Raw genomic sequence first — 26,114 nt, forward strand, 5'->3', positions numbered from 1 at the left:
AGTTGAGGTACGAGGGTGGCCGCATGAGCAACGACATCGCCTCCGTGCGCAACCCCGCCCTCCCCCTCTCCGACGGCTCCCTCGACGCACTCGCCGCACGGGTCGCCGACGGGGCCACGATCGTCGGGATCGGCGGGTCCACCCGCTTCTCCCGTGAGGTCACCGGGATACAGGACCAGCTGTTCCGCCGCCTCGTCACCCACCACGGCTTCCGCCTGCTGGCCATGCAGGACCACGCCGGAGCCGTCGACCGGCTCGACCGCTATGTACGTACGGGCGAAGGGGGCTCCGCCGGGGCCGCGCTCGACGCGTCGTGGCGGCCGTGGCGGACCGTCGAGACGGCGGTGGCGCTGGAGTGGATCCGGGACTTCAACCGGCAGCACCCCGACGACCAGGTGCGGATCGTCGGCACGAGGCCCGCACAGGCGCAGAGCGAGGACTACGAGGCCGTGCTCGACCACGTCCGCGCCTCGGCTCCGCGACGGCTGCCGGAGCTGGCCGCGCACCTGGAGCCGATCCGGACCGCGCACCGCCTCGACGAGCATGTGCAGCGGGCCCAGGGCGTCCACCCGGGACGGCCGTTCGCCGAGCACGCACGGGATGCGCTGGCGCTCCTCTCGTCCCTGCCGGGCAGCGACGAGGGCGTCCTTGCCCGGATGCGGCTGATCGTCGACTTCCACGAGAACAGCGTGGCCGGACGGGGCAGCTTCGTAGGTGAGGACGACCTGGCGGCCGAGATGCTGGCCGGGCATCAGCGCGAGAGCGGGCTGCGCATGGTCCTGTGGGACGGGATCGCGCACACCACGGCGGCTCCGCTCAGCCTCGGTGTGACGCCGGACGAGGACCCGACGCACAGCATCGGCAGCCGGCTGCGGGCCGACTACGGGGCGGCGTACGTGTCCGTGGCCCTCGGTTTCCACCACGGGGACCTGGGGGTCGTCACCGTTCCCGAGGCGCCCGCGGACATGCTGGACGCCGAGCTCGGCCGGGTGGAGGCGCCCGCGCACTGGCTGGATCTGCGGGACGACGAGGGGGCGCGGGCCCGGTGGGCGGGCCCGGCGAGGATGCGTGTGATCAGCGGGGTCTACGACCCTTCGCACGACGCGGACGCGTTCGTGGCCGTCGCCTCCGTCACCGCCGCGTTCGATGTGCTCGGCCATGTCCGTGAGGCGACCGCCGCGCACTGGCTGGACGACTGAGTTCTGGCCCGACGCGAAGACCCCCAGCCATTCCGGCTGGGGGTCTCGCTGTGTCTGTGTGGGGGCGTGGATTACGGCTCCGATGCCAGGCCGGCCGCAAGGGCCGCGGTGTCGGGCTCGGTTTCCGTGTCCGTCGTGGGGAGGTGGCGGCAGCTCGGTGAGGAGCCGTGGGCCTCGGCGCGGATGCGTTGCTTCATCGTGGGGGGCAAGGACCGTTCGTACGCTGCCGCCAGCCAGTGGGTGAGGGCTGGGGCCGGGGCGCTCGCCGTGGCGTGGCGGGATTCCTTGGCCTCGTGTACGGGCGTGGCCGCCGCTGCCGTCGTGGTGAGACCGAGCGCGGCGAAGAGCGCGAGGAAGGCGGTGACGAGCGTGGTCCAGAGCTTCATGGCCTTGTTGGCGGTCATGGCCCCTCACTTTCAGGTTGGGCGATTTGCGTACTTTCCTCATGATGTGTATGTGGGCCTCGGGGTGGGGGACCGACGCTCGCGGGTCGTCGATCTTCAGATGAACACCACCCGTTTGGTCGCAAGAGGCCCGAGAACTGGGCAAGAGCGGCGAACGTCACAGTCTGTGGAGTGGGGAGCGGAGGGGTGCGGTCCGCTTCTACTGCTGTGCGGGGAGCGGGAGTTGGGGGCGGACACAGGTCACCGATCGGTATCGATCGGTGTGTATAGTCGGGCGCCAGAAGTCCCCTACGTCAAAGGAAAGACGAGGTCGCGCGGTGAAGAAGCTTCTCCTGGTCGCACTGGCCGCCATCGGCGGGCTCCTCGTGTACCGCCAGATCCAGGCGGATCGCGCCGAGCAGGATCTGTGGACGGAGGCGACTGACTCCGTGCCCACGGGTTCGTGAGTATCGACAACAGTCTCTTCGCGGGGCCCCGATCGCACACGCGGTCGGGGCCTCGTGCTGTTGTCGGGGCTGGGGCGGGGTCGGGTCGGGGTTGATTCAGGGGTTTCCCCGGGGTATCGGCGGGGAGCGCGGGGCAGGATGAATCACAGCCGCGATCGGTGGACGAGGGGTGGCGCGTGATGTGGGGGCTTGCCGGGGGGCGGGCGGCGGGGGTGCCGGCCCGGTGCGGGGTGTGGGGTGCGGTGCTGTGTGCGGCGTCGTGTGTGGTGGGAATGGTGCCGGGGGTCGCGTGGGCGGGAGTCGGGGAAAGCACGCCCGCTCCTTATGGCTTCGCCGCGGGCGCGAAGAGCGTGCGGGGGGCGGAGAGCAGTACGGGCAGCGCGGAGTTGAGGCCCGGGGGTACGTACAGGAGCTCGGTCGCGGGCACGGGTGAGGTGTTCTACCGCCTGGAGCTCGATGCCGAGAGCAGCGCCTATGTCGGGGTCACCGCGGTTCCGAAGCCCGGTTCGAAGGTGGGCTTCGGGGACGGGTTCGAGGTTTCGGTGCAGGACGCGGACGGGGCGACCTGTGGTTCGGGGCGGGCGCGCATCGGGTCGTCGCAGAGTCCGCGTCCCGTGACGGCCTGGGCCCAGCGCCAGGTGGGGCCGAACGAGAACCGGTGCGCGGGGGCCGGGACGTACTACGTGGTGGTGCAGCGGGAGCGGAGCCCTGTGTCGGGGGCGACCATCGCACGGGGCAGCTGGGATCTGGAGCTGAGTGTCGCCTCGGAGCCGGGGCTCAAGGGCGCGGGGAACGAGCCCACGGAGGCGCCCGACACATGGGACTCCGCGTCGCCGGTGCCCGCCGCCGGTGAGCGGAGGATGCGCGCGGGCGGCGCCGGATTCGACGCGGCCACGGGCCTGGAGGCAGGGGTGTGGGGGGACCGGATCGCGGCCGGGGAGACGTTGTTCTACCGGGTGCCCGTCGACTGGGGGCAGCGGATGTCCGCCACGGCCGAGCTGGGCAGCAAGGGGTCAGGGCGGGACTTCGACTATGTGACGTCGGCGCTGTCGCTCTCCCTCTACAACCCGGTACGCGGGCAGGTTGCGGAAGCGGACACGGCGTACGACGGGAAGCAGAAGTCGGCCTCGCTGGACCCGTTGCCTCCGGTGGCGTACGAGAACCGCTACTCCACCCGGGACGCGGTGACCGGGATGCGGTTCGCCGGGTGGTACTACCTGGCGGTCCATCTGAACCCGGCGGTCCGGGCGAAGTTCGGCAAGGAGCCGCTGGACCTGACGCTGCGCGTGGATGTGAAGGGGATACGGAAGAAGGGGCCCGCTTACGCGGGTGCGGCTAGGCCCTCGGGGGTGTTCGCGGTCACCGGGCGGGACAAGGACGCCGCGCGCAGTGGTGCGACGCGGGCCGGGGCGGCGGTGGAGTCAGGTGACGCCACGATGAAGGCGGTCGCTGCCGGAGGGATAGGGACAGGGGTGGTCCTGCTGGTGGTGCTGGGGGTGTGGACGCTGGTGGGGCGGCGGCGGGCCAAGGGGATGGCTGCGGCTGTGGTGGGGGCTGGGGTTGATGGGGGTGGCGGCGACGGTGGCGGTGTCGGTGGTGACAGGGGTGTCAGTGGTGTCAGGGGTGTGCAGGTGCCGCCGCCGGGGGGTGGAGGAGGGCCTTCCGGCTGGTAGCGGACTTTGGTCCGGTTGGTAGTGGCCTTGGGGGTGGGGTCCGGCTGGTAGGGAGCCTGGGGCCGGCCGGTCGTGGGCTTGGGGCCAACTCGTGGGGAGCGCAGGATCCCGCTGGTTCGCCGTGGGGGCGTCAGATCTGGGTCAGGGCCCAGAAGCCCACTGACAGGCAGGCGAGGGCTGCCAGGAGCATGGAGGTCGCCACCTTGCGGGAGGGGCCCGGGCGCTGTGGCCGGGGCAGGGGGACCTGGGTGCTGTAGGGGTGTGTGGGCGTGGAGTACCCGCGGTGCACGGCGGACGTCTCGGCCTGGGCTGCTGCCACGTAGGAGGGTGACGGGTTCAACTGATGCGCTGGGGGCGTGTGTTGGGGATGGGGTGTGGACAAGTGAGGGGCGAGTGGCGGGGGTTGCTCGGCCGGGGTTGAGGTCGGGGACGGGGGTTGGGGTGCGTATGGCTGGGGTGGAGGCAGGTGGAAGCTGCCTGTTTCTGAGGGGGAGGGCGGCTGTTGGGGATCGGCGTGGGCGTGGGAGTGGGAGTGGGAGTGGGGGTGGGCCTGGGAATGGGGGTGGGGTGGTGGTGTGGAAGGGGGTGTGGGCTGGGGGGCTTGGGGGGTGACGGGGTGGTGGGTCGGCTGGTGTGAGGGGGTGTTGGGTGGGGTTGGGTGGAGGGAAGGGGGCAGGGTCAGGGGGCCGTCGGGGCCGAAGCCGGTGGGGAGGGGGCCCAGTTGGTCGAAGATCTCGATGAGTTCGTCGTCGGGGCCCGGGGCGGGGAGGAGTTCGGCGGCTGAGGCCAGGGCCTTGCGGGCGCCGGTGGCGGTGCGGAAGCGGGACTGGGGGTCCGGCTGCAGGAGGGTGGCGATGACCTGCCACAGGGGCTCGGGGATGCCCTGAGGGGCGCCGGGGGTGCCGTGGGCGGCGAAGTGTTCGATCAGGGCCTTGGTGTCGGGTCTGGCGCCCTGAAGGAGATGGAGGGCGACGAGGGCGACGGCGAACAGGTCGGCGGTGAAGTCCGGTTCGGCGCCCAGCATCTGTTCGGGGGCGAAGTAGCCCGGTGTGCCCACCACGTAGTCGGTCTCGGTCAGGCGGGGCTCGCCCTTGCGCATCGAGATGCCGAAGTCGGAGAGGCGCAGATGGGGGCGGCCCGAACCGGTCGCTTCCAGAAGGATGTTGGCGGGTTTGATGTCGCGGTGGACGACGCCCTCCGCGTGCACCGCGGCGAGGCCGGAGAGGAGCTGGTCCAGGAGGACACAGACGAAAGGGGGCGGCAGGGGACCGTAGTCGCCGATGAGGTGGGCGAGTGAGCCGCCGCACACCAGGTCCATGGTGAACAGGACCTTGTCGTCGTCGGCGGCCCAGCTGGCGGGGGCCAGCACATGGGGGTGGTCGATGCGCAGGGCCTGCTCGCGGACGAAGCGGAGCAGGGTGTGGGCGTCGCTCTGCTGCAGGACCTTGGCGGCGACATAGCGGTGTCGTCGGTGGTCCCAGGCGCGCCAGACGGCGCCCACTCCCCCGCGTCCGATCGGGTCGACCAGTTCGTAGCGGCCGGCGAAGACCTCACCCATGGTCGTGCTCGCTCCCCCTCCGGGCCGCCAGGTGTCCGGTCGGGTGGCGACCCGGTCGGCGGCTCAGCTCTGGTGCGCCTCGTAATGGGCGACCGCGTCGGCGGTACGCCCGGCTCCGTATACCCGGAGGAACTCTGCCAGTTCCGGGTGGGTCGGGGCGAGGGAGTCCGCCGCATCGATGATGTCGCCCGCCGCGGAGACGGAGCGCAGCAGCGACTGGATCTCGCGGACGACGCGCTTGACCGTGGGCGCGCCCGAACTGGTCGTGGTCTGCGCGGTGTTGGTGAGCACCGAGCCCCCCTGGGACTTCTTGATCTCGTCCATGCGGTCGGTGGCCTCGGCGGCGCTCACGCTGCCGTCGGCGACCTGGCCCGCCAGTTCCTGCAGGAGCTGGACGCGCTGCACGACGGCGGGGTTGCCGATCTTGGCGCGCTGGCCGCTCATCAGCTGGGAGAGCATCGGGGCCGAGAGGCCGAGCACCGCGGCGAGCCGTGCCTGGTTGAGGCCCAGGTCGTCTATGAGCCTGCGGAAGAGCGCCCCCAGCGGCTCCCCGTACCAGTTCCGCTGGAGCTCACGTGCTCTCGCGGTCGTCTCTTGCTGTGCGGCGTCCATGTGCGTCTCCCCATCGCTTCCCCAAAAACCGCGGTTCGCTGCCGCGAACCACGTCGAGCATCTTACGGAGCGTGGTCGTCGACCGGGACCCCCTCTTAGCCCTTTGCGAGATCCGGGGGAGGACCCGGTACTCTGGTCTGCGGTGCTCACCGGGGCGTCGGTCGTTTGTCGATCCTTTTCGGCCCGGGGCATCGTTCGCGGGGCCTTAGCTCAGTTGGTAGAGCGCTGTCTTTGCATGGCAGATGTCAGGGGTTCGACTCCCCTAGGCTCCACGCACCAGAGATCCCCTTCCTCGCCTCCGGGTGTGGGAGGGGATCTTTATGTGTCGGGGTCGTAACTTTCTGTTACCGGTTGCCGTGGTGTCGTGATCTTTCGCGGTTCTTTCTGAGGCTTTTCGAGGTCCTTTCGGTGTTCAACTGGGCGCTTGGCCCGGATGAGTTGACCCATGCCATGCTCGAACGCGCTTTTACCGCCGTCAAAGGTGCCGCTAGGGGTTGGTCTCATGCGTTCTTTCGGTGTTTCCTCGGCGCAGGAGGGACTCTGGTGGGCGCAGCAGCTGACGCCTGAGATTCCGAATCAGTTCGCCGCTCGGTGGGTGATCGACGGTGACGTCGACGCCGCGGTGCTCGTGGCCGCGCTGCGGGCGGTATTCGAGGAGAATCGTTCCGTACGGGCCAATTTCCTGGCCGACGGGGACGGCGGCGTGCGGCAGGTGGTGCGGGAGCACGCGCAGTGGGAGCCGGTCGGCGTCGATGTGCGGGGCGCCGAGGATCCCGAGCGGGCCGCGGAGGAATGTGCGAGTGAGTTTGAATGGCGGCCCTTTGAGATCGGGCGCGACGCGTTGTTCCGGGCCGTCGTCGTGCGGATTTCCGATGAACGCCTTTTGCTGACGACGGTCGCCCATCATCTGGTCGCTGATGGCTACACCTTGTTCCGGCTGCTGCCGCAGCGGGTGGCCGAGGTGTACACGGCGCTGCGGCGCGGGCTTCCGGTGGCGCCCGTGGCCGATGCGGTGCCGGGTGGGCCGGAGTCGCTGGCCGATCCGGAGTTCCTCGTCGGTGAGGACGCGCGCTATCGGGGGTCGGACGAGGGGGGCGAGGCCGCCGCGTTCTGGCGGGGGTACCTGGAGGACGCGCCCGGTGCGGTGCGGCTGCCGGGGGTGGCGGGTGCCGACCGGCCCGTCGTGCTGCGCCGCAGTGCGGTCCTGGCGCGGGAGGATGTGCGGGCGTGTGAGCGGGCGGCGGCGGCGCTCGGGGTCTCCGTGCCCGCTTTCCTGACGGCGGCTGCTGCTGTGTTCTTCCGGCATGCGGGAGAACTGGATGCGGGAGTGGATGCGGGAGAGGGAGACGCATTCACGTTCTCCATGCCTGCCGCTGGGCGTACCGCGGCCACCAAGCGGGGCTATGGGTCGCAGGCGAGCATTGTTCCCCTGCGGGCGAGGGTGCCGCTTTCCGCGACGTTCGCTGAGGTGGCGCACCAGATCTCCGGGGAGATGGCGGACGTCTTTCGGTATTCCGCGTATCAGGTGTCCGAAATACGGCGGGATGCGCGCCGGGTGGGCGCCGGGTCCGTGACCAGTCCCTTTGGTGTCACGCTCAATGTCATTCCCTTCATCGAGGAGATTGATTTCGACGGGGTGCCTGCCCTTTTCCAAGCGGGTGCGTCTCTCGGTGCCATTGATGAACTCCAGATCGCGTTCTTCGGCGACGGGCGTTCCGACAGTGATCTTTCCGTGCGTCTCGATGGCAATGGGACGGTGTACTGCGAGGAGGATCTTGAATTCTTCGCCGGGCAGTTGATCGGCGTCATCCGGGCGGTTGCGGCGGCGCCGGATGTGGTGGTCGGTGCGGTGGGGGTGGGAGCTGTCAGGGAGGCCGGCGGCGCCGTTCCCGGCAGGGCTGTTCCCGTCGGGGACGTTCCCGGTGGGGCTGTTCCCGTCGGGCAGGGGGGTGACGGCGTCCAAGTCAGCGTGTCCGGCGCCGAGTTGGATGCGTACGCCGAGCCCGTTGCCGCACTGTACGGCGATGTTCTCGGGGTCGAGCGGGTCGGCGTGAGCGATGACTTCTTCGCCCTGGGCGGCACCTCCCTGACCGCGACCCGGCTCATCGCCCGTATCCGCAAGGAGCTGGGCGTCGAGGTGTCGATCCGGACCGTCTTCGGTTCGCCCACCCCGGCCGCCCTGGCCCGGCACCTGTCGGCGGAGCGCGCGGCGCGGTCCGACGGCGGGTCCGCTCTCCGGCTCGCTCTCCGGCCCGCCCTCACCGCGACCCGCCCCGAAGCCCTCCCCGAGCGCCTCCCCCTGTCGTACGCGCAGCGCAGGCTCTGGTTCCTGGACCGGTTCGAGGGGCCCTCGGCCACGTACAACATCCCGCTGGCCCTGCGTCTCACCGGCGACCTCGACACGGCGGCCCTCGCGGCGGCGCTGCAGGACGTGGTGGGCCGGCACGAGAGTCTGCGGACGCTCTACCGGCAGGACGCGGACGGAGTGCCGTACCAGGAGATCGTCCCGGCCGCCGAGGCGCGGCTCGACGTGCTGGTCGGCGAGGTCGCCGCGGAGGAACTGGACGAGGCCGTCGAGCGGACGGCCGGCTACTGCTTCGACCTCGCGGCCGAGATCCCGGTGCGAGCCTGTGTGCTGAGCAGTGGGGAGGAGGGACGAGGGCTCCAGAAGGCCCAGGAGTCTCATGAGTCCCAGGAACCCCGAGAGCACGTGCTCGTCCTTGTCATCCATCACATCGCGGGCGACGGCGAGTCCCTGGCGCCGCTGATGCGGGACCTCTCGGTCGCGTACGACGCGCGCCGTCGTGGTGCGGCGCCCGCCTGGGACGCGCTGCCGGTGCGCTACGCCGACTACACGCTCTGGCAGCGGGAGTTGCTGGGGGACGCGGGGGATCCGCACAGCGTGCTCGCCGTGCAGTCCGCGTACTGGCGCGAGGAGCTCGCGGGGGTCCCGCAGCCGTTGCGGCTGCCCGCCGACCGGCCCCGGCCGCCGCGGGCCAGCCACCTCGGGGACCGCGTGGAGTTCAGCATTGATGAACAACTTCTGCTCGATGTGGAGGAGTTGGCGCGTGCGCGCGATGTGACCGTGTCGATGGTCATGCAGTCCGTACTCGCGGTGCTGCTGCACCAGCTGGGTGCCGGGGACGACGTCCCGATCGGCTCGCCCATCGCGGGGCGCACCGACGCGGCCCTCGAAGGCGTCGTCGGGTTCTTCGCCAACACCTGGGTGCTGCGCGCCGACCTGTCGGGTGCCCCGAGCTTCGACGAACTCCTCGAGCGGGTGCGGGGCAAGGCCCTGGCCGCGTACGAGAACCAGGACGTGCCCTTCGAGCGGCTCGTGGAGGTGCTGAGCCCGGACCGGTCGACCGCGTACAACCCGCTGTTCCAGACCATGCTGGCCTGGCAGAACTTCGGCGGGACCGACTTCGGGCTGCCCGGGGCCGAGGCCGCGTTGGAGTGGGCGCGGACCGGCACCGCGCGGTTCGACCTCTTCTTCAACCTGGCCGAGGTCCCGGTGGCCGCGGGGCGGGGCGTGCTGGGGCAGGTGGAGTACGCCACGGACCTCTTCGACCAGGGGACCGTGGAGCGGCTCGCGGACCGGTTCGTGCGCGCCCTGCGGCAGCTGGTGGCCGACCCCGCGCGCCCGGTCGCCGCCGTGCACCTCCTCGACGCGAACGAGCGCGAGGCGCTGCTCCACGGGCTCAACGACACCGTGGTGGACCTGCCCGAGGCGACGGTCCCCGGGCTCTTCGAGCGGCAGGCCGCGGCCACGCCCGATGCGGTCGCACTCGTGGCCGGTGAAGTGACGTGGACCTATGGGGAGTTGAACCGGAGGGCCGAGCAGGTCGCTGGGCTGCTGCGGCGGCGGGGCGTGGTGCCCGAGACGGTCGTCGCGGTGTCGCTGCCGCGCACCGCCGACCTCGTGGTGGGGCTGCTCGCCGTCCTGAAGGCGGGCGGCGCCTATCTGCCGCTCGACCCCAAGTACCCGGGGCAGCGGCTTGAGTTCATCCTCCGTGACGCGCGGCCCGCGCTGCTCCTGACCGACGCGGCGACCGCCGCCGGGGTGCTGCCCCGCACGGATGTGCCGGTGCTGCTCGTCGATGTCCTCGATCTCGAACTCGGACTCGGACTCGACCTCGACCTTGACTTCGAGCTTGGACTCGGCCCCGGCCCCGGCCCCGACCTCGGACTCGGCCCCGACCAGGCCGAGCAGGGGCCGGCCGCCCCCGTGGCGCTTCCCACGGCCCCGGCCCCGGCCCACCCCGCGTACGTGATGTACACCTCCGGCTCCGAAGGCGCGCCGAAGGGTGTCTCCGTCACGCACGACAGCCTGGCCAACGGTGTGCTGCGGCTCGCCGTGCGCACCGGGATCGCCCCGGGCACGCGGACGCTGGCGAGCACCTCGGTCAACTTCGACGTGTCGGCGTACGAGATCTTCACGACCCTCGCGCACGGCGGCACTGTCGACCTGGTCCGCGACGTGCTGGAGCTCGGTGAGCGGGACTCCTGGGAGGGGCAGGTCATCAGCACCGTGCCGTCGGTCTTCGCCGAGCTGGTGGACGAGATCGCGGGCAAGGTGTCCGTGGAGACCCTTGTCTTCGCAGGTGAGGGGCTTCCGGCGGGGCTCGTGGAGCGGGTGCGGGCGGCGTTCCCGGGGGTGCGGGTCGTCAACGCGTACGGGCAGACGGAGTCCTTCTACGCGACGACGTACGACACGGCTTCCGAAGGCGCCCACGCGATGACGTACGACACGGCATCCGAAGGCGCCCACGCCACGACGTACGACACGGCTTCCGTAAGCGCCTCCGCGGGAAGCGCCCCCCCGGCAACCACTTCCCCGGCAACCACTTCCCCGGGAACCACCCCCATCGGCGCCCCCCTCGGCAACATGCGCACCTACGTCCTCGGCCCCGGCCTCGTCCCGGTCCCGCAAGGTGTGACGGGTGAGCTCTATGTGGCGGGCAAGGTCGCGCGTGGCTATCACGGGCAGCCCGCTCTCACCGCGGCCCGCTTCGTGCCCGACCCGTTCGCGGACGAGCCCGGCGCCCGCATGTACCGGACGGGTGACCTGGCCCGCTGGAACGCGGACGGGCACCTCGAATACGTGGGTCGCGCCGATGCCCAGGTGAAGGTGCGGGGCTTCCGCATCGAGCCGGGGGAGATCGAGGCCGCGCTGACCGCGCACCGGGGGGTCGCCCAGGCCGCCGTGGTGGCGCGGCAGGGTGGGCAACTCGTCGGGTACGTGGTGCCGGAGAGGCTGCCCGCCGACGTGACGGTGGAGCCCGTGGAGCCCGTGGGGTCTGTGCAGTCCGTGAGGTCCGTGGAGCCCGTGAGGTCCGTGGGGTCCGAGGAGCCCGTCGGTGATCTCGACGTGGACCTGAGCTCCGGTGTCTCTGCCCGCGAGCTCCGCGCCTTCGCCCTCCGGCGGCTGCCCGAGTTCATGGTGCCGTCGGCGTTCGTGGTCCTCGACCGGCTGCCGCTCGCGCCCAACGGGAAGCTGGACCGGGCGGCCCTGCCCGACCCGGAGTTCACCGGCGGGACGTACCGCGCGCCGCGCACCGACCGCGAGCGGATCCTCGCCGAGGTGTACGCGGACGTGCTCGGGCTCGACCGGGTGGGTGTCGACGACGACTTCTTCGCCATCGGCGGCGACAGCATCCGCTCCATCCAGGTCGTCACGCGGGCCCGCGCGCGGGGCATCGTCGTCACGCCCCGGCTCGTCTTCCAGCAGCGCACGGTGGCGGAGCTCGCGGAGGCGGCGGCGCCGGACGACGTCCGTGCCGCGGGCCGGAACCGCGCCGCAGGGGGCAGCCCCGCGCACGCGGACGGCGCGGAGGACGGTGCCGTGCTCGAGGAGTTCGTCGGCGGCGGCACCGGCGATCTGCCGCTGACGCCCATCGGGCGGTATCTCCTGGAACTGGGCGGCGGCCACGACCGGTTCGCGATGTCCATGGTGGTGGAGGTGCCCGCGGGGCTGGACGACGAGCGCCTCGACGCGACGCTGACCGCCGTCATCGACCGGCACGACATGCTGCGCTCGGCCCTCGTGGCCGACGGTGAGGGCGGCGGCGCCCTCCTGGTCGGCCCCGCGGGCTGGGTGGACGTGCCCGAACTGATCCACCGGGTCGCGTACAACGGGCCCGTCAGGGGCGAGCGGTGGCGCGAGCGCGTCGAGACCGAACTGGACGCCGCCGTGGGGAGGTTGAACCCGCGGGCCAGCATCATGGCGCAGTTCGTGTGGTTCGACCGGGGTGCCGCCGAGAGCGGCCGGCTGCTGATCGTGCTGCACCACTTTGTCGTGGACGGGGTGTCGTGGCGGATCCTGCTCCCGGACCTCGCGGCTGCCTGGAAGGACGTACGGGAGGGCAGGCCCCCGCGCCTTCCGGCCGTCGGGACCTCCGTGCGCCGGTGGGCGCACGCCCTCGCCGAGGAGGCCGCGCGGCCGGAGCGACTGGCCGAACTGCCGTTGTGGTGCGGGGTGCTGGACGGCCCGGATCCGCTGATCGGAGCCCGTCGCCCGGATCCTTCCGTGGACGTCGCCTCGACCGTGGAGCGGCTCTCGGTGCGCGTGCCGACGGCGGTGACCGAGGCGCTGCTGACGCGGGTGCCCGCCGCCTTCCACGGCGGGGTCAACGACGGCCTGCTGGCCGCGCTCGCCCTTGCCGTGGCGAAGTGGCGGCGCGGGCGGGGCGTCGAGGAGTCCTCTGCTCTCGTACGTCTGGAGGGGCACGGCCGTGAGGAGGCCGTGGTTCCGGGGGCTGATCTGTCGCGGACCGTCGGCTGGTTCACCAGCATGTATCCGGTACGGCTCGACACCTGCGGCTTCGATGTCGACGAGGCGTTCGACGGGGGTCCGGCCGCGGGCGGCGTCGTCAAGGCCGTCAAGGAGCAGCTCCTCGCCATCCCCGACAAGGGCATCGGATATGGGCTGCTGCGCTATCTGAACGAGGAAACGGCCGCCGAACTACGGGAGTTGCCGTCCGGGCAGATCTCCTTCAACTACCTGGGCCGTTTCTCCGCGACCGGGGACATGCCCGAGCACCTCCGCGGCCAGGGCTGGACCCAGGACACCGGTCTGCCCGCCCTCATCTCGGCGCCCGACGCGGACATGCCCGCCCTTTCCGCCCTCGACATCACCGCCCTCGTCACCGACACCGACGAGGGCCCCCGCCTCGACGCCCACCTGGCCTTCCCCTCCGGGCTGCTCACCGCCCAAGAGGTCCAGGAACTGGCCGACTTGTGGTGCCGCGCCCTCACCGGGCTCGCCCGGCACACCGACAGCCCGCGCGCCGGCGGCCTCACCCCCTCCGACCTGCCCCTGGCCGAGGTGGACCAGGCCGACATCGAGACCTGGGAGGCGCGTTACCCGGGCCGGCGCCTGACCGACGTATGGCCGTTGACGCCCCTCCAGTCCGGGCTGCTCTTCCACTCGCTCCTGAACAAGGGTGCCGTGCTGCGGCACGAGGGTGCCGCCCTCCGGGGCGAGGGTGCCGTGCTGCGGCCGGCGGGAGCTTCTCTGCCGCCCGAGGGTGCCGCGCTCCGGCGCGAGGACGCCCTGGACGCGTACCAGATGCAGCTGACCTTCCATGTGTCCGGCGCGGTCGACCCGGAGCGGATGCGGGCCGCCGGGCAGGCGCTGCTCGACCGGCACGCGGGCCTGCGGACGGCGTTCGCGCCCGATGCGGCGGGACGGCAGTTCCAGCTCGTCCTCGACCGGGTGGAGCTGCCCTGGTGCGAGTTCGACCTGCGCGGACTCGACGGCGCCGAGCGCGAGTCGACCTTCGCCCGCGTCCTCGCCGACGACCACGCCGCCCACTTCGACCCGGCCGCTCCGCCGCTGCTCCGGCTGACCCTGGTGCGGCTCACGGACGACCGGTCCGAGCTCGTCCTCACCGCCCACCACGTCCTCTTCGACGGCTGGTCGTTCCCCCTCCTCATGCGGGACCTGCTGCTCCTGTACGGGTCCCACGGCGACCTCGCGGTGCTGCCGCGGCCCCGCTCCTTCCGCGACTTCCTGTCCTGGCTCTCCTGGAAGAACCCGGACACGGCCGCCCTGGCCTGGGCGGACGAGCTCGCGGGCGTGGACGAGCCGACGCTGCTCGTGCCCAGCGTCGTGGCGGGACGCACCGCGACCGGCAGCGCGGGCCGGGTCGAGGTGGGGCTCACGCCCGAGGAGGCGCGGGTGCTCGCGCGGCGCGCCGCCGAGCTCGGCGTCACCCTCAACACGCTGGTCCAGGGCGCCTGGGCGGTCCTCGTGGGGCGGCTCACCGGCCGCCAGGACGTGGTGTTCGGGGCGACCGTCTCGGGGCGTCCCGCCGAGCTGCCCGACGTCGGCTCGATGGTCGGGATGTTCATCAACACCCTTCCCGTACGCGTCGAGTACGCGCCCGGCGACACCCTCGCCGAGCTCTTGACCAGGCTCCAGGACCGGCAGGCCGCGCTCCTCGACCACCACCACTACGGCCTCTCCGACATCACTCAGGCCACCGGCCTGCACTCCCTCTTCGACAGCCTCGTCGTCTTCGAGTCGTACCCGGTGGACCGGGCGGGCCTGGGCGAGGCCAACGCGGCGGCCGGACTCGCCATCACCGGGATCCGCCCCTCGACCGGCACCCACTACCCGGTGACGCTGATGGCGGAGGCCGACCCGGCGCTGCGCCTGACCCTCCAGTACCAGGAGCGGACCGTCGGCGAGGAGGCGGCGACGCTGCTCGCGGGCCGGCTCGCGCGCGTGCTGCGGCAGCTGGCGGCCGACCCGAACACGGCCGTGGACCGCGTCGACGTCCTGGACGACGCCGAGCACGCCCGGCTGCGGGAGCTCAACGACACGGCGGCGTCCGTGCCGGACGTGACCCTCGCCGGGCTCTTCGAGCGGCAGGCGGCGGCCACGCCGGACGCGGTCGCGCTGGTGGCCGGTGAAGTGTCCCTTTCGTACGGGGAGTTGAACGCGCGCGCCAACCGGCTCGCGCGCCGTCTCGTCGAGCGTGGCGTGGGGCCGGAGACCGTGGTCGCCGTCGCCCTGCCGCGCACCGCCGACCTCGTGGCCGGGCTGCTCGGTGTGCTGAAGGCGGGCGGCGCCTATCTGCCCGTCGACCCGCGCTACCCGAGCGAGCGCCTCGACCAGATCCTGGTGGCGGCGCGGCCCCGCATGGTCCTGACGGACCGGGGGACGGCTCCGGGACTGCCTGTCTCTGGACTGCCTGTCTCTGGTCCGTCCACCTCTGGTCCGTCGGCCTCTGGTCCGTCCGCCTCCGGCCCAGCCGCCTCCGGTGAGGCGCCGTTGCTGCTCATCGACGACCTCGACCTCGGCACCGGGTCCGGCGCCGATCTCGCCGACGCCGAGCGCACCGCGCCCCTCTCCCCGCAGAACCTCGCCTACGTCATGTTCACCTCGGGCTCCTCCGGCACCCCGAAGGGCGTCTCCCTCACCCACCACGCCCTGGTCAACGGCGTGCTGCGGCTCGCGGGCCGCGCCGGGATCACCCCGGGCGCCCGGACGCTGGCCGGCACCTCGGTCAACTTCGACGTGTCGGCGTACGAGATCTTCACGACCCTGACCCACGGCGGCACCGTCGAGCTCGTCCGCGACGTGCTGGTCCTGGACGAGCGCGAGGGCTGGAACGGCGCCGTCATCAGCACCGTGCCGTCCGTCTTCGCCGAGCTGGTCGACCGGATCTCCGACCGGACCAGTGTGGACACCCTCGTCTTCGCAGGTGAGGGGCTCTCCGCGAGCCTCGTGGAGCGGGTGCGGGCGGCGTTCCCTGGGGTGCGGGTCGTCAACGCGTACGGGCAGACGGAGTCCTTCTACGCCACGACCTTCGCCGTCTCCCCGGGCGACGAGTGGACCGGCGGCGGGAACGCCCCGATCGGGCGGCCGCTCGGCAACACCCGTGCCTATGTGCTGAGTTCGGGTCTCCAGCCGGTGCCGCCGGGCGCCATCGGCGAGTTGTACGTGGCCGGGAGCGTGGCGCGCGGCTACTACGAGCGCGCCGATCTGACGGCGGAGCGGTTCGTCGCCGACCCGTTCGGGCCGCCCGGCTCCCGCATGTACCGGACCGGTGACCTGGCCCGCTGGAACGCGGACGGGCAGCTGGAGTACGTGGGCCGCGGTGACACCCAGATCAAGGTGCGCGGCTTCCGCATCGAGCCCGCCGAGATCGAGGCCGCCCTCGCCGCCCACCCCGAGGTGCGGCAGGCGGCCGTGGTCGCCCGCGAGGGACGCGGCGGCAGTGCGGACCGGCAGCTGGTGGCGTACGCCGTCGCGGACCTGGCGCCCATCCCGGACGACGCCCCCGACCACCTCGACCCCGACGCCTTCACCACCTCAGATGAGTTCGAGGACTTCGACGAGTTCGAGGACTTCGACGAGTTCGGCGAGCACCTGTGGACCTACGCCGTATCGGCCGAAGAGCTGCGCGAGTTCACCGTCCGCCGCCTCCCCGAGTTCATGGTGCCCTCGGCCTTCGTGGTCCTCGACCGGCTGCCGCTGCTGCCGAACGGCAAGCTCGACCGGGCCGCGCTGCCCGAGCCGGACTTCACCACGGTCGCCTACCGGGCGCCCCGCACCGAGCGCGAGCGCGTCCTCGCGGGCCTGTTCGCCGAGGTCCTCGGCGTGCCCACCGACGAGATCGGCATCGACGACAACTTCTTCACGCTGGGCGGCCACTCCCTGCTCGCCACCCGTCTGGTCAGCCGGATCCGCACCGAGCTCGCCGCCGAACTCCCCATCGGCGCCGTCTTCGAGGCGCCCACCGTCGCGGAGCTCGCCCGCACCCTGACGCCCGGCCTGACGGTCCGCCCGCCGCTGGCCCGTGCCGCCCGCCGCACCCGGCCCGAGCGCCTCCCCCTGTCGTACGCGCAGCGCAGGCTCTGGTTCCTGGACCGGTTCGAGGGGCCCTCGGCCACGTACAACATCCCGCTGGCCCTGCGTCTCACCGGCGACCTCGACACGGCGGCCCTCGCGGACGCGGTCCGTGACGTGGTGGCCCGGCACGAGGCCCTGCGCACCGTCTACCGGCAGGACGGCGCGGGCGTGCCCCACCAGGTGGTCCTGGACGCCGACGCCGCCGAGGCACGGCTCGACATCCCCGTCACGGTCGTCGACTCCGAGTACGTGAGCGACGCCGTGACGCGCGCCGCCGGACACTGCTTCGACCTGTCGGCGGAGATCCCGGTGCGGGCCCGCATCCTGCGCACCGGCTCCGAGGACTACGTCCTGTCGCTGCTCATCCACCACATCGCGGGCGACGGCCAGTCCTTCGCGCCGCTCGTCCGCGACCTGTGCGCCGCCTACGCAGCGCGCCGCCGCGGCGAGGCACCCGCCTGGGCCGAACTGCCCGTCCAGTACGCCGACTACACGCTCTGGCAGCGCGAGCTGCTCGGCGACGAGTCGGACCCGCACAGCGTGCTCGCCGTGCAGTCCGCGTACTGGCGCGAGGAGCTCGCGGGCGTCCCGCAGCCGCTGCGCCTGCCCACCGACCGGCCCCGCCCGGCCCGGGCGAGCCACCGCGGCGACCTGCTGGAGTTCAGCATCGACGAGGAACTCCTCTGCGAGGTCGAGGAGTTGGCGCAGGAGCGCGACGTGACCGTGGCGATGGTCATGCAGTCCGTGCTCGCCGTGCTGCTGCACCAGCTGGGCGCAGGGGACGACATCCCCGTCGGCTCGCCCATCGCGGGCCGCACGGACGAGGCCCTGGACGGCATGGTCGGCTTCTTCGTGAACACCTGGGTGCTGCGCGCCGACCTCTCCGGCACCCCGACCTTCGAGGAACTCCTGGAGCGCGTACGGGGCAAGGCCCTGGCCGCGTACGAGAACCAGGACGCGCCCTTCGAGCGGCTCGTGGAGCTCCTGAACCCCGAGCGGTCCACGGCCCACCACCCGCTGTTCCAGACGATGTTCGCCTGGCAGAACTTCGACAAGGCCGCCTTCGACCTGCCGGGCCTGCGGGTGGGCCACCTGCCCGCCAAGACCGGCACGGCCAAGTTCGACCTGTTCCTCAACCTCACCGAGGTCGCCTCCGCCGACGGGCGCGGCCGCGAGGTGCAGGGCTTCCTGGAGTGGGCCACGGACCTGTTCGACCGTGCGACCGCCGAGTCCCTCGCGGGGCGTTACGTGCGTGCGCTGCGGCAGCTGGTGGCGGAGCCCGGGCGGCCCGTCGGTGCGGTGGACCTGCTGGAGGAGGGGGAGCGGGAGCGGCTCTTCCCCGAGTCCGGAGGGTCCGGCGAGTCCGGCGAGTCCGCCGTGTTCGCCGTGTCCGCCGTGCTCGGCGAGTCCGCCGTGTCCGGCAAGTCCGGCGACGCGGTCGTGGCCGAGTCGGCCGGCACCCTGGTCGACCTCGTGGAGCGGCAGGCGTCGGCCACGCCGGACGCACCCGCCCTGGTGGCCGGTGAAGTGTCCCTTTCGTACGGGGAGTTGAACGCGCGTGCCAACCGGCTCGCGCGGGAGCTGGTCCGGCGGGGCGTCGGCCCGGAGACCGTGGTCGCCGTCGCGCTGCCCCGCACCGCCGACCTCGTGACGGGCCTGCTCGCCGTCCTGAAGGCGGGCGCGGCCTATCTGCCGCTCGACCCCGCGTACCCGGGCGAGCGCGTCGAGTTCATCCTCGGGCACGCCCGCCCGAAGCTGGTCCTGACCGAGTCCGGCACGCGCGCGGACGTGCTGTCGCGTGCGGACGTGCTGTCGCGCACGGATGCGCTGCCGCGCACGGATACGCCGACGGTGCTCGTCGACGCCCTCGACCTCCGCGCCGGGTCCGGCGCGGACCTCGCCGACGCCGAGCGCACCGCGCCCCTCTCCCCGGCCAACCTCGCGTACGTGATGTACACGTCCGGCTCGACGGGCCGCCCGAAGGGCGTCTCCCTCACCCACCACGGCGTGGTCAACGGTGTGCTGCGGCTGGCCGAGCGCACCGGGATCGCCCCGGGCACGCGGACGCTGGCGAGCACCTCGGTCAACTTCGACGTGTCGGCGTACGAGATCTTCACGACCCTGACCCACGGCGGCACCGTCGACCTGGTCCGCGACGTGCTGGAGCTCGGTGAGCGGGACTCCTGGGAGGGGCAGGTCATCAGCACCGTGCCGTCGGTCTTCGCCGAGCTGGTGGACGAGATCGTGGGCAAGGTGTCCGTGGAGACCCTTGTCTTCGCAGGTGAGGGGCTTCCGGCGGGGCTCGTGGAGCGGGTGCGGGCGGCGTTCCCGGGGGTGCGGGTCGTCAATGCGTACGGGCAGACGGAGTCGTTCTACGCGACGACCTTCGCTGTCTCCGACGAGGGAGGCGCGGAGGGTGAGCCGGCGCCCATCGGCACCCCCCTGGACCACATGCGCGCCTACGTCCTCGGCCCGGCCCTCGCCCCCGTCCCCCCGGGCGTGACCGGCGAGTTGTACGTGGCCGGGAGCGTGGCGCGCGGCTACTACGAGCGCGCCGATCTGACGGCGGAGCGGTTCGTCGCCGACCCGTTCACCGATGTGCCCGGCGCCCGTATGTACCGGACCGGTGACCTGGCCCGCTGGAACGCGGACGGGCAGCTGGAGTACGTGGGCCGCGGCGACACCCAGATCAAGGTGCGCGGCCTGCGCATCGAGCCCGCCGAGATCGAGGCCGCCCTCACCGCCCACCGGGGCGTCGCACAGGCCGCCGTGGTGGCCCGTGCGGGCGGGCGGCTCGTCGGGTACGTGGTGCCGGACGCGACGTCCATCGGCGCCGGTGCGGAGTCCGTCGGCGACCTCGACGTGGACCTGACCGCCACCTTCTCCGTGCGTGACCTGCGGAGCTCTGTCGCGCGGCGGCTGCCCGAGTTCATGGTGCCGTCGGCGTTCGTGGTCCTCGACCGGCTGCCGCTCGCCCCGAACGGGAAGCTGGACCGGGCGGCCCTGCCCGACCCGGAGTACACCGGCGGCGGCTACCGGGCCCCCGGCACCGAGCGGGAGCGGATCCTGGCCACCGTCTACGCGGACGTCCTCGGCCTGGAGCGGGTGGGCGTCGACGACGACTTCTTCGCCATCGGAGGCGACAGCATCCGCTCCATCCAGGTCGTCTCGCGGGCCCGCGCCCAGCGCGTCACCGTCACACCCCGGCAGATCTTCGAGCGCCGCACCGTGGCGGAGCTCGCCGCGGCCGCCACCGACCAGGGCGCGGACGCGGTCCTCGAAGAGTTCGAGGGCGGCGGCACCGGAGCCTTCCCGCTTCTGCCCATCGCCTCCTATCTCCGCGAACTCGGCGGTGACCACAGCCGGTTCGCGATGTCCACGGCGGTCGAGCTGCCGGTGGGCATCGACGGCGCGGGGCTCGAAACGACCCTGACCGCCGTCATCGACCGGCACGACATCCTGCGCTCCACCCTGCGGGGCAGCGCGCTGCTGGCCGCCGCGCCGGGCTCGGTGGATGTGACCGAGCTCATCCACCGGGTGGAGTGCGCGGGGGAGCCCGCACGCGAGCGGGCCGAGGCTGAACTGGACGCGGCGGCGGACAGGTTGGACCCCGAGTCCGGCGTGATGGCCCAGTTCGTGTGGTTCGACCGGGGTGCCGCCGAGAGCGGCCGCCTGCTGATCGTGCTGCACCACTTTGTCGTGGACGGGGTGTCGTGGCGGATCCTGCTCCCGGACCTCGCGGCTGCCTGGAAGGACGTACGGGAGGGCAGGCCCCCGCGCCTTCCGGCCGTCGGGACCTCCGTACGGCGCTGGACACACGCCCTCGCCGAGGAGGCCGAACGCCCCGGACGCACGGCCGAACTCGCCCTGTGGCAGCACCTGGTGGACGGCCCCGACCCCCTCCTCGGCACCCGTCACCTGGACCCTGCCGTCGACGTCATGTCCACGGTGGAGCGGCTCTCGGTGCGCGTGCCGACGGCGGTGACCGAGGCGCTGCTGACGCGCGTGCCCGCCGCCTTCCACGGCGGGGTCAACGACGGCCTCCTGTCCGCGCTCGCCCTTGCCGTGGCGAAGTGGCGGCGCGGGCGGGGCGTCGACGAGTCCTCTGCTCTCGTACGCCTGGAAGGGCACGGCCGTGAGGAGGCCGTGGTCCCGGGCGCCGATCTCTCCCGCACGGTCGGCTGGTTCACCAGCATGTATCCCGTACGGCTCGACGTGGCGGGCTTCGACGTGGAGGACGCCCTCGACGGGGGTCCGGCCGCGGGCGGCGTCGTCAAGGCCGTCAAGGAGCAGCTCCTCGCCATCCCCGACAAGGGCATCGGATACGGGTTGCTGCGCTATCTGAACGAGGAAACGGCCGCCGAACTGCGCCAGTTGCCGTCCGGGCAGATCTCCTTCAACTACCTGGGCCGTTTCTCCGCCGCCGACATGCCCGAGGAGCTGTCCGGCCTCGGCTGGACCCAGGCACCCGAACTCCTGGGCCTGGAGACATCCTTGGGCGACGACCTGCCCGCGCTCTCCACCCTGGAGATCGACACGCTGGTCACCGACACGGCCGACGGACCCGTCCTCGACGCCCACCTGGCCTTCCCCTCCGGGCTGCTCACCGCCCAAGAGGTCCAGGAACTGGCCGACTTGTGGTGCCGTGCCCTCACCGGACTCGCCCGCCACGTGGAGAGCCCGGACGCGGGTGGCCGCACGCCCTCCGACCTGGCCCTGGTCGACGTGGCCCAGTCCGACATCGAGACCTGGCAGCGGCGCTACCCCGGCCTGACCGACGTATGGCCGCTGACACCCCTCCAGTCCGGGCTGCTCTTCCACGCGCTCCTGAACGACGACGCGTTCGACGCGTACCAGATGCAGCTGACCTTCCACGTGTCCGGCGCGGTCGACGCGCGGCGGATGCGGGCGGCCGGGCAGGCGCTCCTCGACCGGCACGCCAACCTGCGCGTCGCGTTCGCCCCGGACGCGGGCGGCGAGCTCCACCAGATCGTGGCCGAGGGCGTTGAACTTCCCTGGCGCGAGCTGGACTTGCGGGCGATGGACGAAGGGGAGCGTGCGGCGGCCCTCGACCGGTTCCTGGCCGACGACCACGCCGCCCACTTCGACCCGGCCGAACCGCCGCTGCTGCGCCTCTCCCTGGTGCGGCTCGCGGACGACCGCTCCGACCTGGTCCTCACCGCCCACCACGTCCTCTTCGACGGCTGGTCGTTCCCGCTGCTCATGCGGGACCTGCTGCTTCTGTACGGGGCCCAGGGCGAGAGCGGGTCCGAGACTCAGTACGGGGCTGAGACCCAGTACGGGTCCCAGGGCGAGTACGGGTCCCAGGGCGGGCTCGCGGTGCTGCCGCGCCTCCGCCCCTACCGCGACTTCCTGACCTGGCTCACCGGGCAGGACGACCGCGAGGCCGCGGCCCGCGCCTGGGCCGAGGAGTTCGCGGGCGTGGACGAGCCGACGCTGCTCCTGAGCGGGCCCGGCACGGGCCGCGGCCCCGGCGCACCCGTGGGCATCGGCCACCTCGACGTCCCGCTGCCCGTCGAGGAGGCACGGGCCCTCTCGCGGCGCGCCGCCGAGCTCGGCGTCACCCTCAACACGCTGGTCCAGGGCGCCTGGGCCGTCCTCCTGTCGGGGCTGACCGGCCGCCAGGACGTGGTCTTCGGAACCACCGTCTCGGGCCGCCCGCCCGCCGTCACCGGCATCGACTCGATGGTCGGCCTCTTCATCAACACCCTGCCCGTACGCGTGCGGTACGCGCCCGGCGACACCCTCAGCCAGGTCTTCACCGCCCTCCAGGACCGGCAGGGCGCCCTCCTGGACCACCACCACTACGGGCTCTCCGACATCCAGCGGGCCACCGGCCTCAAGGAACTCTTCGACACCCTCGTGGTGTTCCAGTCCTACCCGGTCGACCAGGCGGGCCTCGCCGACGCGGGCGGCGCCGCCGGGATCACCTTCACCGGGCTGCGGCCGTTCACCGGCTCCCACTACCCGCTGACGGTCCTCGCGGGCGCCGACCCCTACCTGCGGCTCTCCCTCCAGTACCGGCCGGACGCCGTCGGCAAGGACGCCGTCGAGGTCATCGGCGACCGGCTCGTGCGGGTCCTGCGCCAGTTCCTCGCCGACCCGGCCACCCCGGCCGTCCTGGTCGACGCCAGGAGCGAGGCCGAGCGGCTGCCGTCGCTGCCCCGGCGCAACGCCACCGCCGTGCCGACGCCCGAGGTGACGGTCCCCCGGCTCTTCGAGGAGCAGGCGGCGGCCACCCCGGACGCGGTCGCGCTCGTGGCCGGTGAAGTGTCGCTGACGTACGGGGAGCTGAACGCGCGCGCCAACCGGCTCGCCCGCGAACTCGTCGACCGCGGCGTCGGCCCCGAGACCGTCGTGGCCCTCTCGCTGCCGCGCTCGGCCGGACTCGTGGTGAGCCTCCTCGCCGTGCACAAGGCGGGCGGCGCGTACCTGCCGCTCGACCCCGAATACCCGGGCGAACGGCTCGGGTTCATCCTGGACGATGCCCGGCCGCGCCTGGTCCTCACCGACGCGGCGACGGCGGCCGCGGTGCTGCCGCCGACGGACGTCCCGGTGCTCCGCGTCGAGGACCTCGACCTGGATCTGACGCCGGGCACCTGCGCGGACCTCACGGACGCCGACCGCAGCACCCCGCTGCTCCCGCGCAACCTCGCGTACGTGATGTACACCTCCGGCTCGACGGGCACGCCCAAGGGCGTCGACATCAGCCACCGCACGGTCGTCAACGGCGTGCTCCGGCTCGCCGAACAGCTCGGCGTCGAGCCGGGCGGCCGCACCCTCGCGGGCGCCTCGGTCAACTTCGACATCTCCGTCTTCGAGCTCTTCACGACCCTGGTGCGGGGCGGCGTCGTGGAACTGGTCCGCGACGTCCTGGAGCTGGGCGAGCGGCGGAACTGGCGCGGCAATGTGATCAGCACCGTGCCGTCGGTCTTCGCCGAGCTCCTCGACGAGATCGCGGGCACGACGGCCGCGGACACGGTGGTCTTCGCGGGCGAGGGCCTGTCGTCGGGCCTGGTGCGCCGGGTCCGGGAGGCGTTCCCGGGGGCGCGGATCGTCAACGCGTACGGGCAGACGGAGTCGTTCTACGCGACGACGTTCACGGTGCCCGGTGACGAACTGTCGACGGCCTCCGGCAGCGCCCCGATCGGCGATCCCCTCGGCAACATGCGCGCCTACGTCCTGGGCCCCGGCCTCATCGCGGTCCCGGAGGGCGTGACGGGCGAGCTCTACGTGGGCGGGAACGTCGCCCGCGGCTACCACGGCCAGGCGGCCCTCACCGCGACCCGCTTCGTCCCCGACCCGTACGGCCCGCCCGGCGCCCGCATGTACCGCACGGGCGACCTGGCCCGCTGGAACGCCGGGGGACAACTGGAGTACGTGGGCCGCGCCGACAGCCAGCTCAAGGTCCGCGGCTTCCGCCTCGAACCCGGCGAGATCGAGGCGGCCCTGCTCGCCCACCCCGACGTGAGCCAGGCGGCGGTCGTCGCCCACGAGCCCGGGGACGGGACGCAGGGGAGGCAGCTGGCGGCGTACGTGGTTCCGGTAGATGCAGATGCAGATGTAGTTGTGGAGAGCGAGTCGACGGTGGCCCCCGTCGACACCGGCGCCCTCCGCGCTTTCCTCACCGACCGGCTGCCCCGCTTCCTGGTCCCCGCGACCTTCACCGTCCTCGACCGGCTGCCCCTGACCCCCAACGGAAAGCTCGACCAGGCGGCGCTGCCCGAGCCGGAGCTGGCCACGGTCGCGTACCGGGCGCCCCGCACCGGCCGCGAGCAGACCGTGATCGACCTCTATGCCCAGGTGCTCGGCGTGCCCGCGCACGAGATCGGCATCGACGACGACTTCTTCGCCCTCGGCGGCCACTCCCTGCTCATCATCCGGCTGCTCGCCCGCGTGGACGCCGAGTTCGGGGTGCGCGTGCGGGTCACGGAGTTCCTCGCCGGGGCCACGGTGCAGGAACTGGCGCGCCTGATCGACCGGTTGGAGGCGTCGGACGGCACCACATCCCCCGTCACCCGGCACGCGCTGCCGGAGAGCGAGACCGAGCTCGACCCCGGCCTGCGCTTCCCGCCCGTCCCACCGGGCGCCCCGCGCACCGTCCTCCTGACGGGAGCCACCGGCTTCGTCGGCGCCTTCGTTCTGCGCGAACTGCTCGACCGGACCGGCGCCGACATCCTCTGCCTGACCCGGGCCGCCACGGACGCCGAGGCCCGCTCGCGCCTCCACGCGGCCCTCACCTCGTACGGCATCGACATCACGCCCCACACCGGGCGCGTCCACGCCGTCCGCGGCGACCTGGCCCGGCCCGAGCTCGGCCTCGACCCGGAGCTGCGGTCCCGGGTCCGCGACGAGGTCGACACGATCGTCCACGCGGGCGCCCACGTCCACCACTTCGCCCCGTACGAACGCCTCAAGGCGGCGAACGTCGGCGGCACCCGCGCCCTGCTGCGCCTCGCCGCCGAGGGCCGCCCCAAGCGGCTGCACCATGTCTCCACGCTCGGCGTCTTCCAGGGCGACGGCCGTCTCGTCACCGAGGACTCGCCCTGCGACACCGAGCAGCACGAGGACGGCTACTCGGCGAGCAAGTGGGCCGCCGACCGACTGGTGCAGCGCGCCATCGACCGCGGCGCGAGCGCCCGCATCCACCGGCTCGGCCGCATCTGGGCGGAGACGGACAGCGGCGCCGTCAACGAGGACGACATGTTCTGCCGCCTCCTCGCCACCTGCGCCGCCCTCGGCTCCTACCCGGACGACCCGTCGATGGCGGCGGCGCTGCTGCCCGCCGACACGACGGCCCGCGCCCTGGTGGCCCTGCTCCTGGACGACGCCACCGGAACTCCCGGACCGCGCGGCACCACCACCCACCACCTCCACCATCCCGAGGAGACGTCCCCGGCCGACTTCCTGCGCGTCCACGACGCCCTCCACGGCACCCGCACCCGGCCACTCCCCCTGCCCGAGTGGCTGACCCACCTCCGCGAGGCCGCCGAAGCGGGCCGTGACCTGCCCTTCCTGCCCTACCTTCGGGTGATCGAGGAGCACCTGGCCGAGACGGGCCCCCGGGCCGCCCTCAACGCGTACCGCAATGACGCGACCCTGCGGGAGCTCACCCGGCTCGGGGTGACGGTGCCGGAGATCGACGAGGGAATGATCATCAACTTCTGGCGGGCGAGGGCGAGTTGAGTTTCACGTGAAACAGTGACCGGCAGCCAGTGACCGGCAACGGGCAACCGGCAACCGGCAACGCGAGAGGCTCGAAGCGTGCTGCTTCGGGCCTCTCCCGTGCTGCGTGTGCCGCCGGGGCGGACTCGGTGCGGGGGTGGAGCGTGGAGCG

General features: G+C 72.6%; 7 protein-coding genes and 1 tRNA gene. 5 read left to right on the forward strand and 3 right to left on the reverse strand.

All coding sequences use genetic code 11. The features are described from left to right. The first annotated feature begins 23 nt into the window (after positions 1 to 23). The gene (locus ACFWYM_RS03000) at positions 24 to 1,199 is read left to right on the forward strand and encodes an erythromycin esterase family protein (protein ID WP_384829233.1); all 1,176 of its coding nucleotides are present in this window, start codon (positions 24 to 26) and stop codon (positions 1,197 to 1,199) included. Between the two features lie 71 nt (positions 1,200 to 1,270). On the opposite strand, the gene ACFWYM_RS03005 is transcribed toward ACFWYM_RS03000, so the two are convergent. Continuing rightward, positions 1,271 to 1,603 carry a DUF6344 domain-containing protein gene (locus tag ACFWYM_RS03005; protein ID WP_384829235.1) on the reverse strand — a complete coding sequence of 111 codons (333 nt, stop codon included), beginning with the start codon at positions 1,601 to 1,603 and terminating at the stop codon, positions 1,271 to 1,273. Between the two features lie 317 nt (positions 1,604 to 1,920). Between ACFWYM_RS03005 and ACFWYM_RS03010 the strand changes: the two genes are divergently transcribed. Then, positions 1,921 to 2,049, forward strand: coding sequence for a DLW-39 family protein (locus ACFWYM_RS03010; protein ID WP_003999697.1), 129 nt, complete (start codon positions 1,921 to 1,923; stop codon positions 2,047 to 2,049). A 434-nt stretch (positions 2,050 to 2,483) separates the two neighbouring features. Then, positions 2,484 to 3,722 carry a hypothetical protein gene (locus ACFWYM_RS03015; RefSeq protein ID WP_384829237.1) on the forward strand — a complete coding sequence of 413 codons (1,239 nt, stop codon included), beginning with the start codon at positions 2,484 to 2,486 and terminating at the stop codon, positions 3,720 to 3,722. A gap of 130 nt (positions 3,723 to 3,852) precedes the next feature. On the opposite strand, the gene ACFWYM_RS03020 is transcribed toward ACFWYM_RS03015, so the two are convergent. Then, complete coding sequence (locus ACFWYM_RS03020; RefSeq protein ID WP_384829239.1) at positions 3,853 to 5,280, reverse strand: protein kinase; 1,428 nt, start codon at positions 5,278 to 5,280, stop codon at positions 3,853 to 3,855. Between the two features lie 63 nt (positions 5,281 to 5,343). After that, positions 5,344 to 5,892 carry a helix-turn-helix domain-containing protein gene (locus ACFWYM_RS03025; protein ID WP_384829241.1) on the reverse strand — a complete coding sequence of 183 codons (549 nt, stop codon included), beginning with the start codon at positions 5,890 to 5,892 and terminating at the stop codon, positions 5,344 to 5,346. A 199-nt stretch (positions 5,893 to 6,091) separates the two neighbouring features. On the opposite strand from ACFWYM_RS03025, the gene ACFWYM_RS03030 reads away from it, so the two are divergent. Then, positions 6,092 to 6,164 (forward strand) — tRNA-Ala (locus ACFWYM_RS03030). A gap of 230 nt (positions 6,165 to 6,394) precedes the next feature. Next, the gene (locus tag ACFWYM_RS03035; protein ID WP_384829243.1) at positions 6,395 to 25,963 is read left to right on the forward strand and encodes an amino acid adenylation domain-containing protein; all 19,569 of its coding nucleotides are present in this window, start codon (positions 6,395 to 6,397) and stop codon (positions 25,961 to 25,963) included. Positions 25,964 to 26,114 lie beyond the last annotated feature (151 nt).

The organism is Streptomyces sp. NPDC059009, assembly GCF_042740175.1.
Lineage (GTDB): Bacteria > Actinomycetota > Actinomycetes > Streptomycetales > Streptomycetaceae > Streptomyces.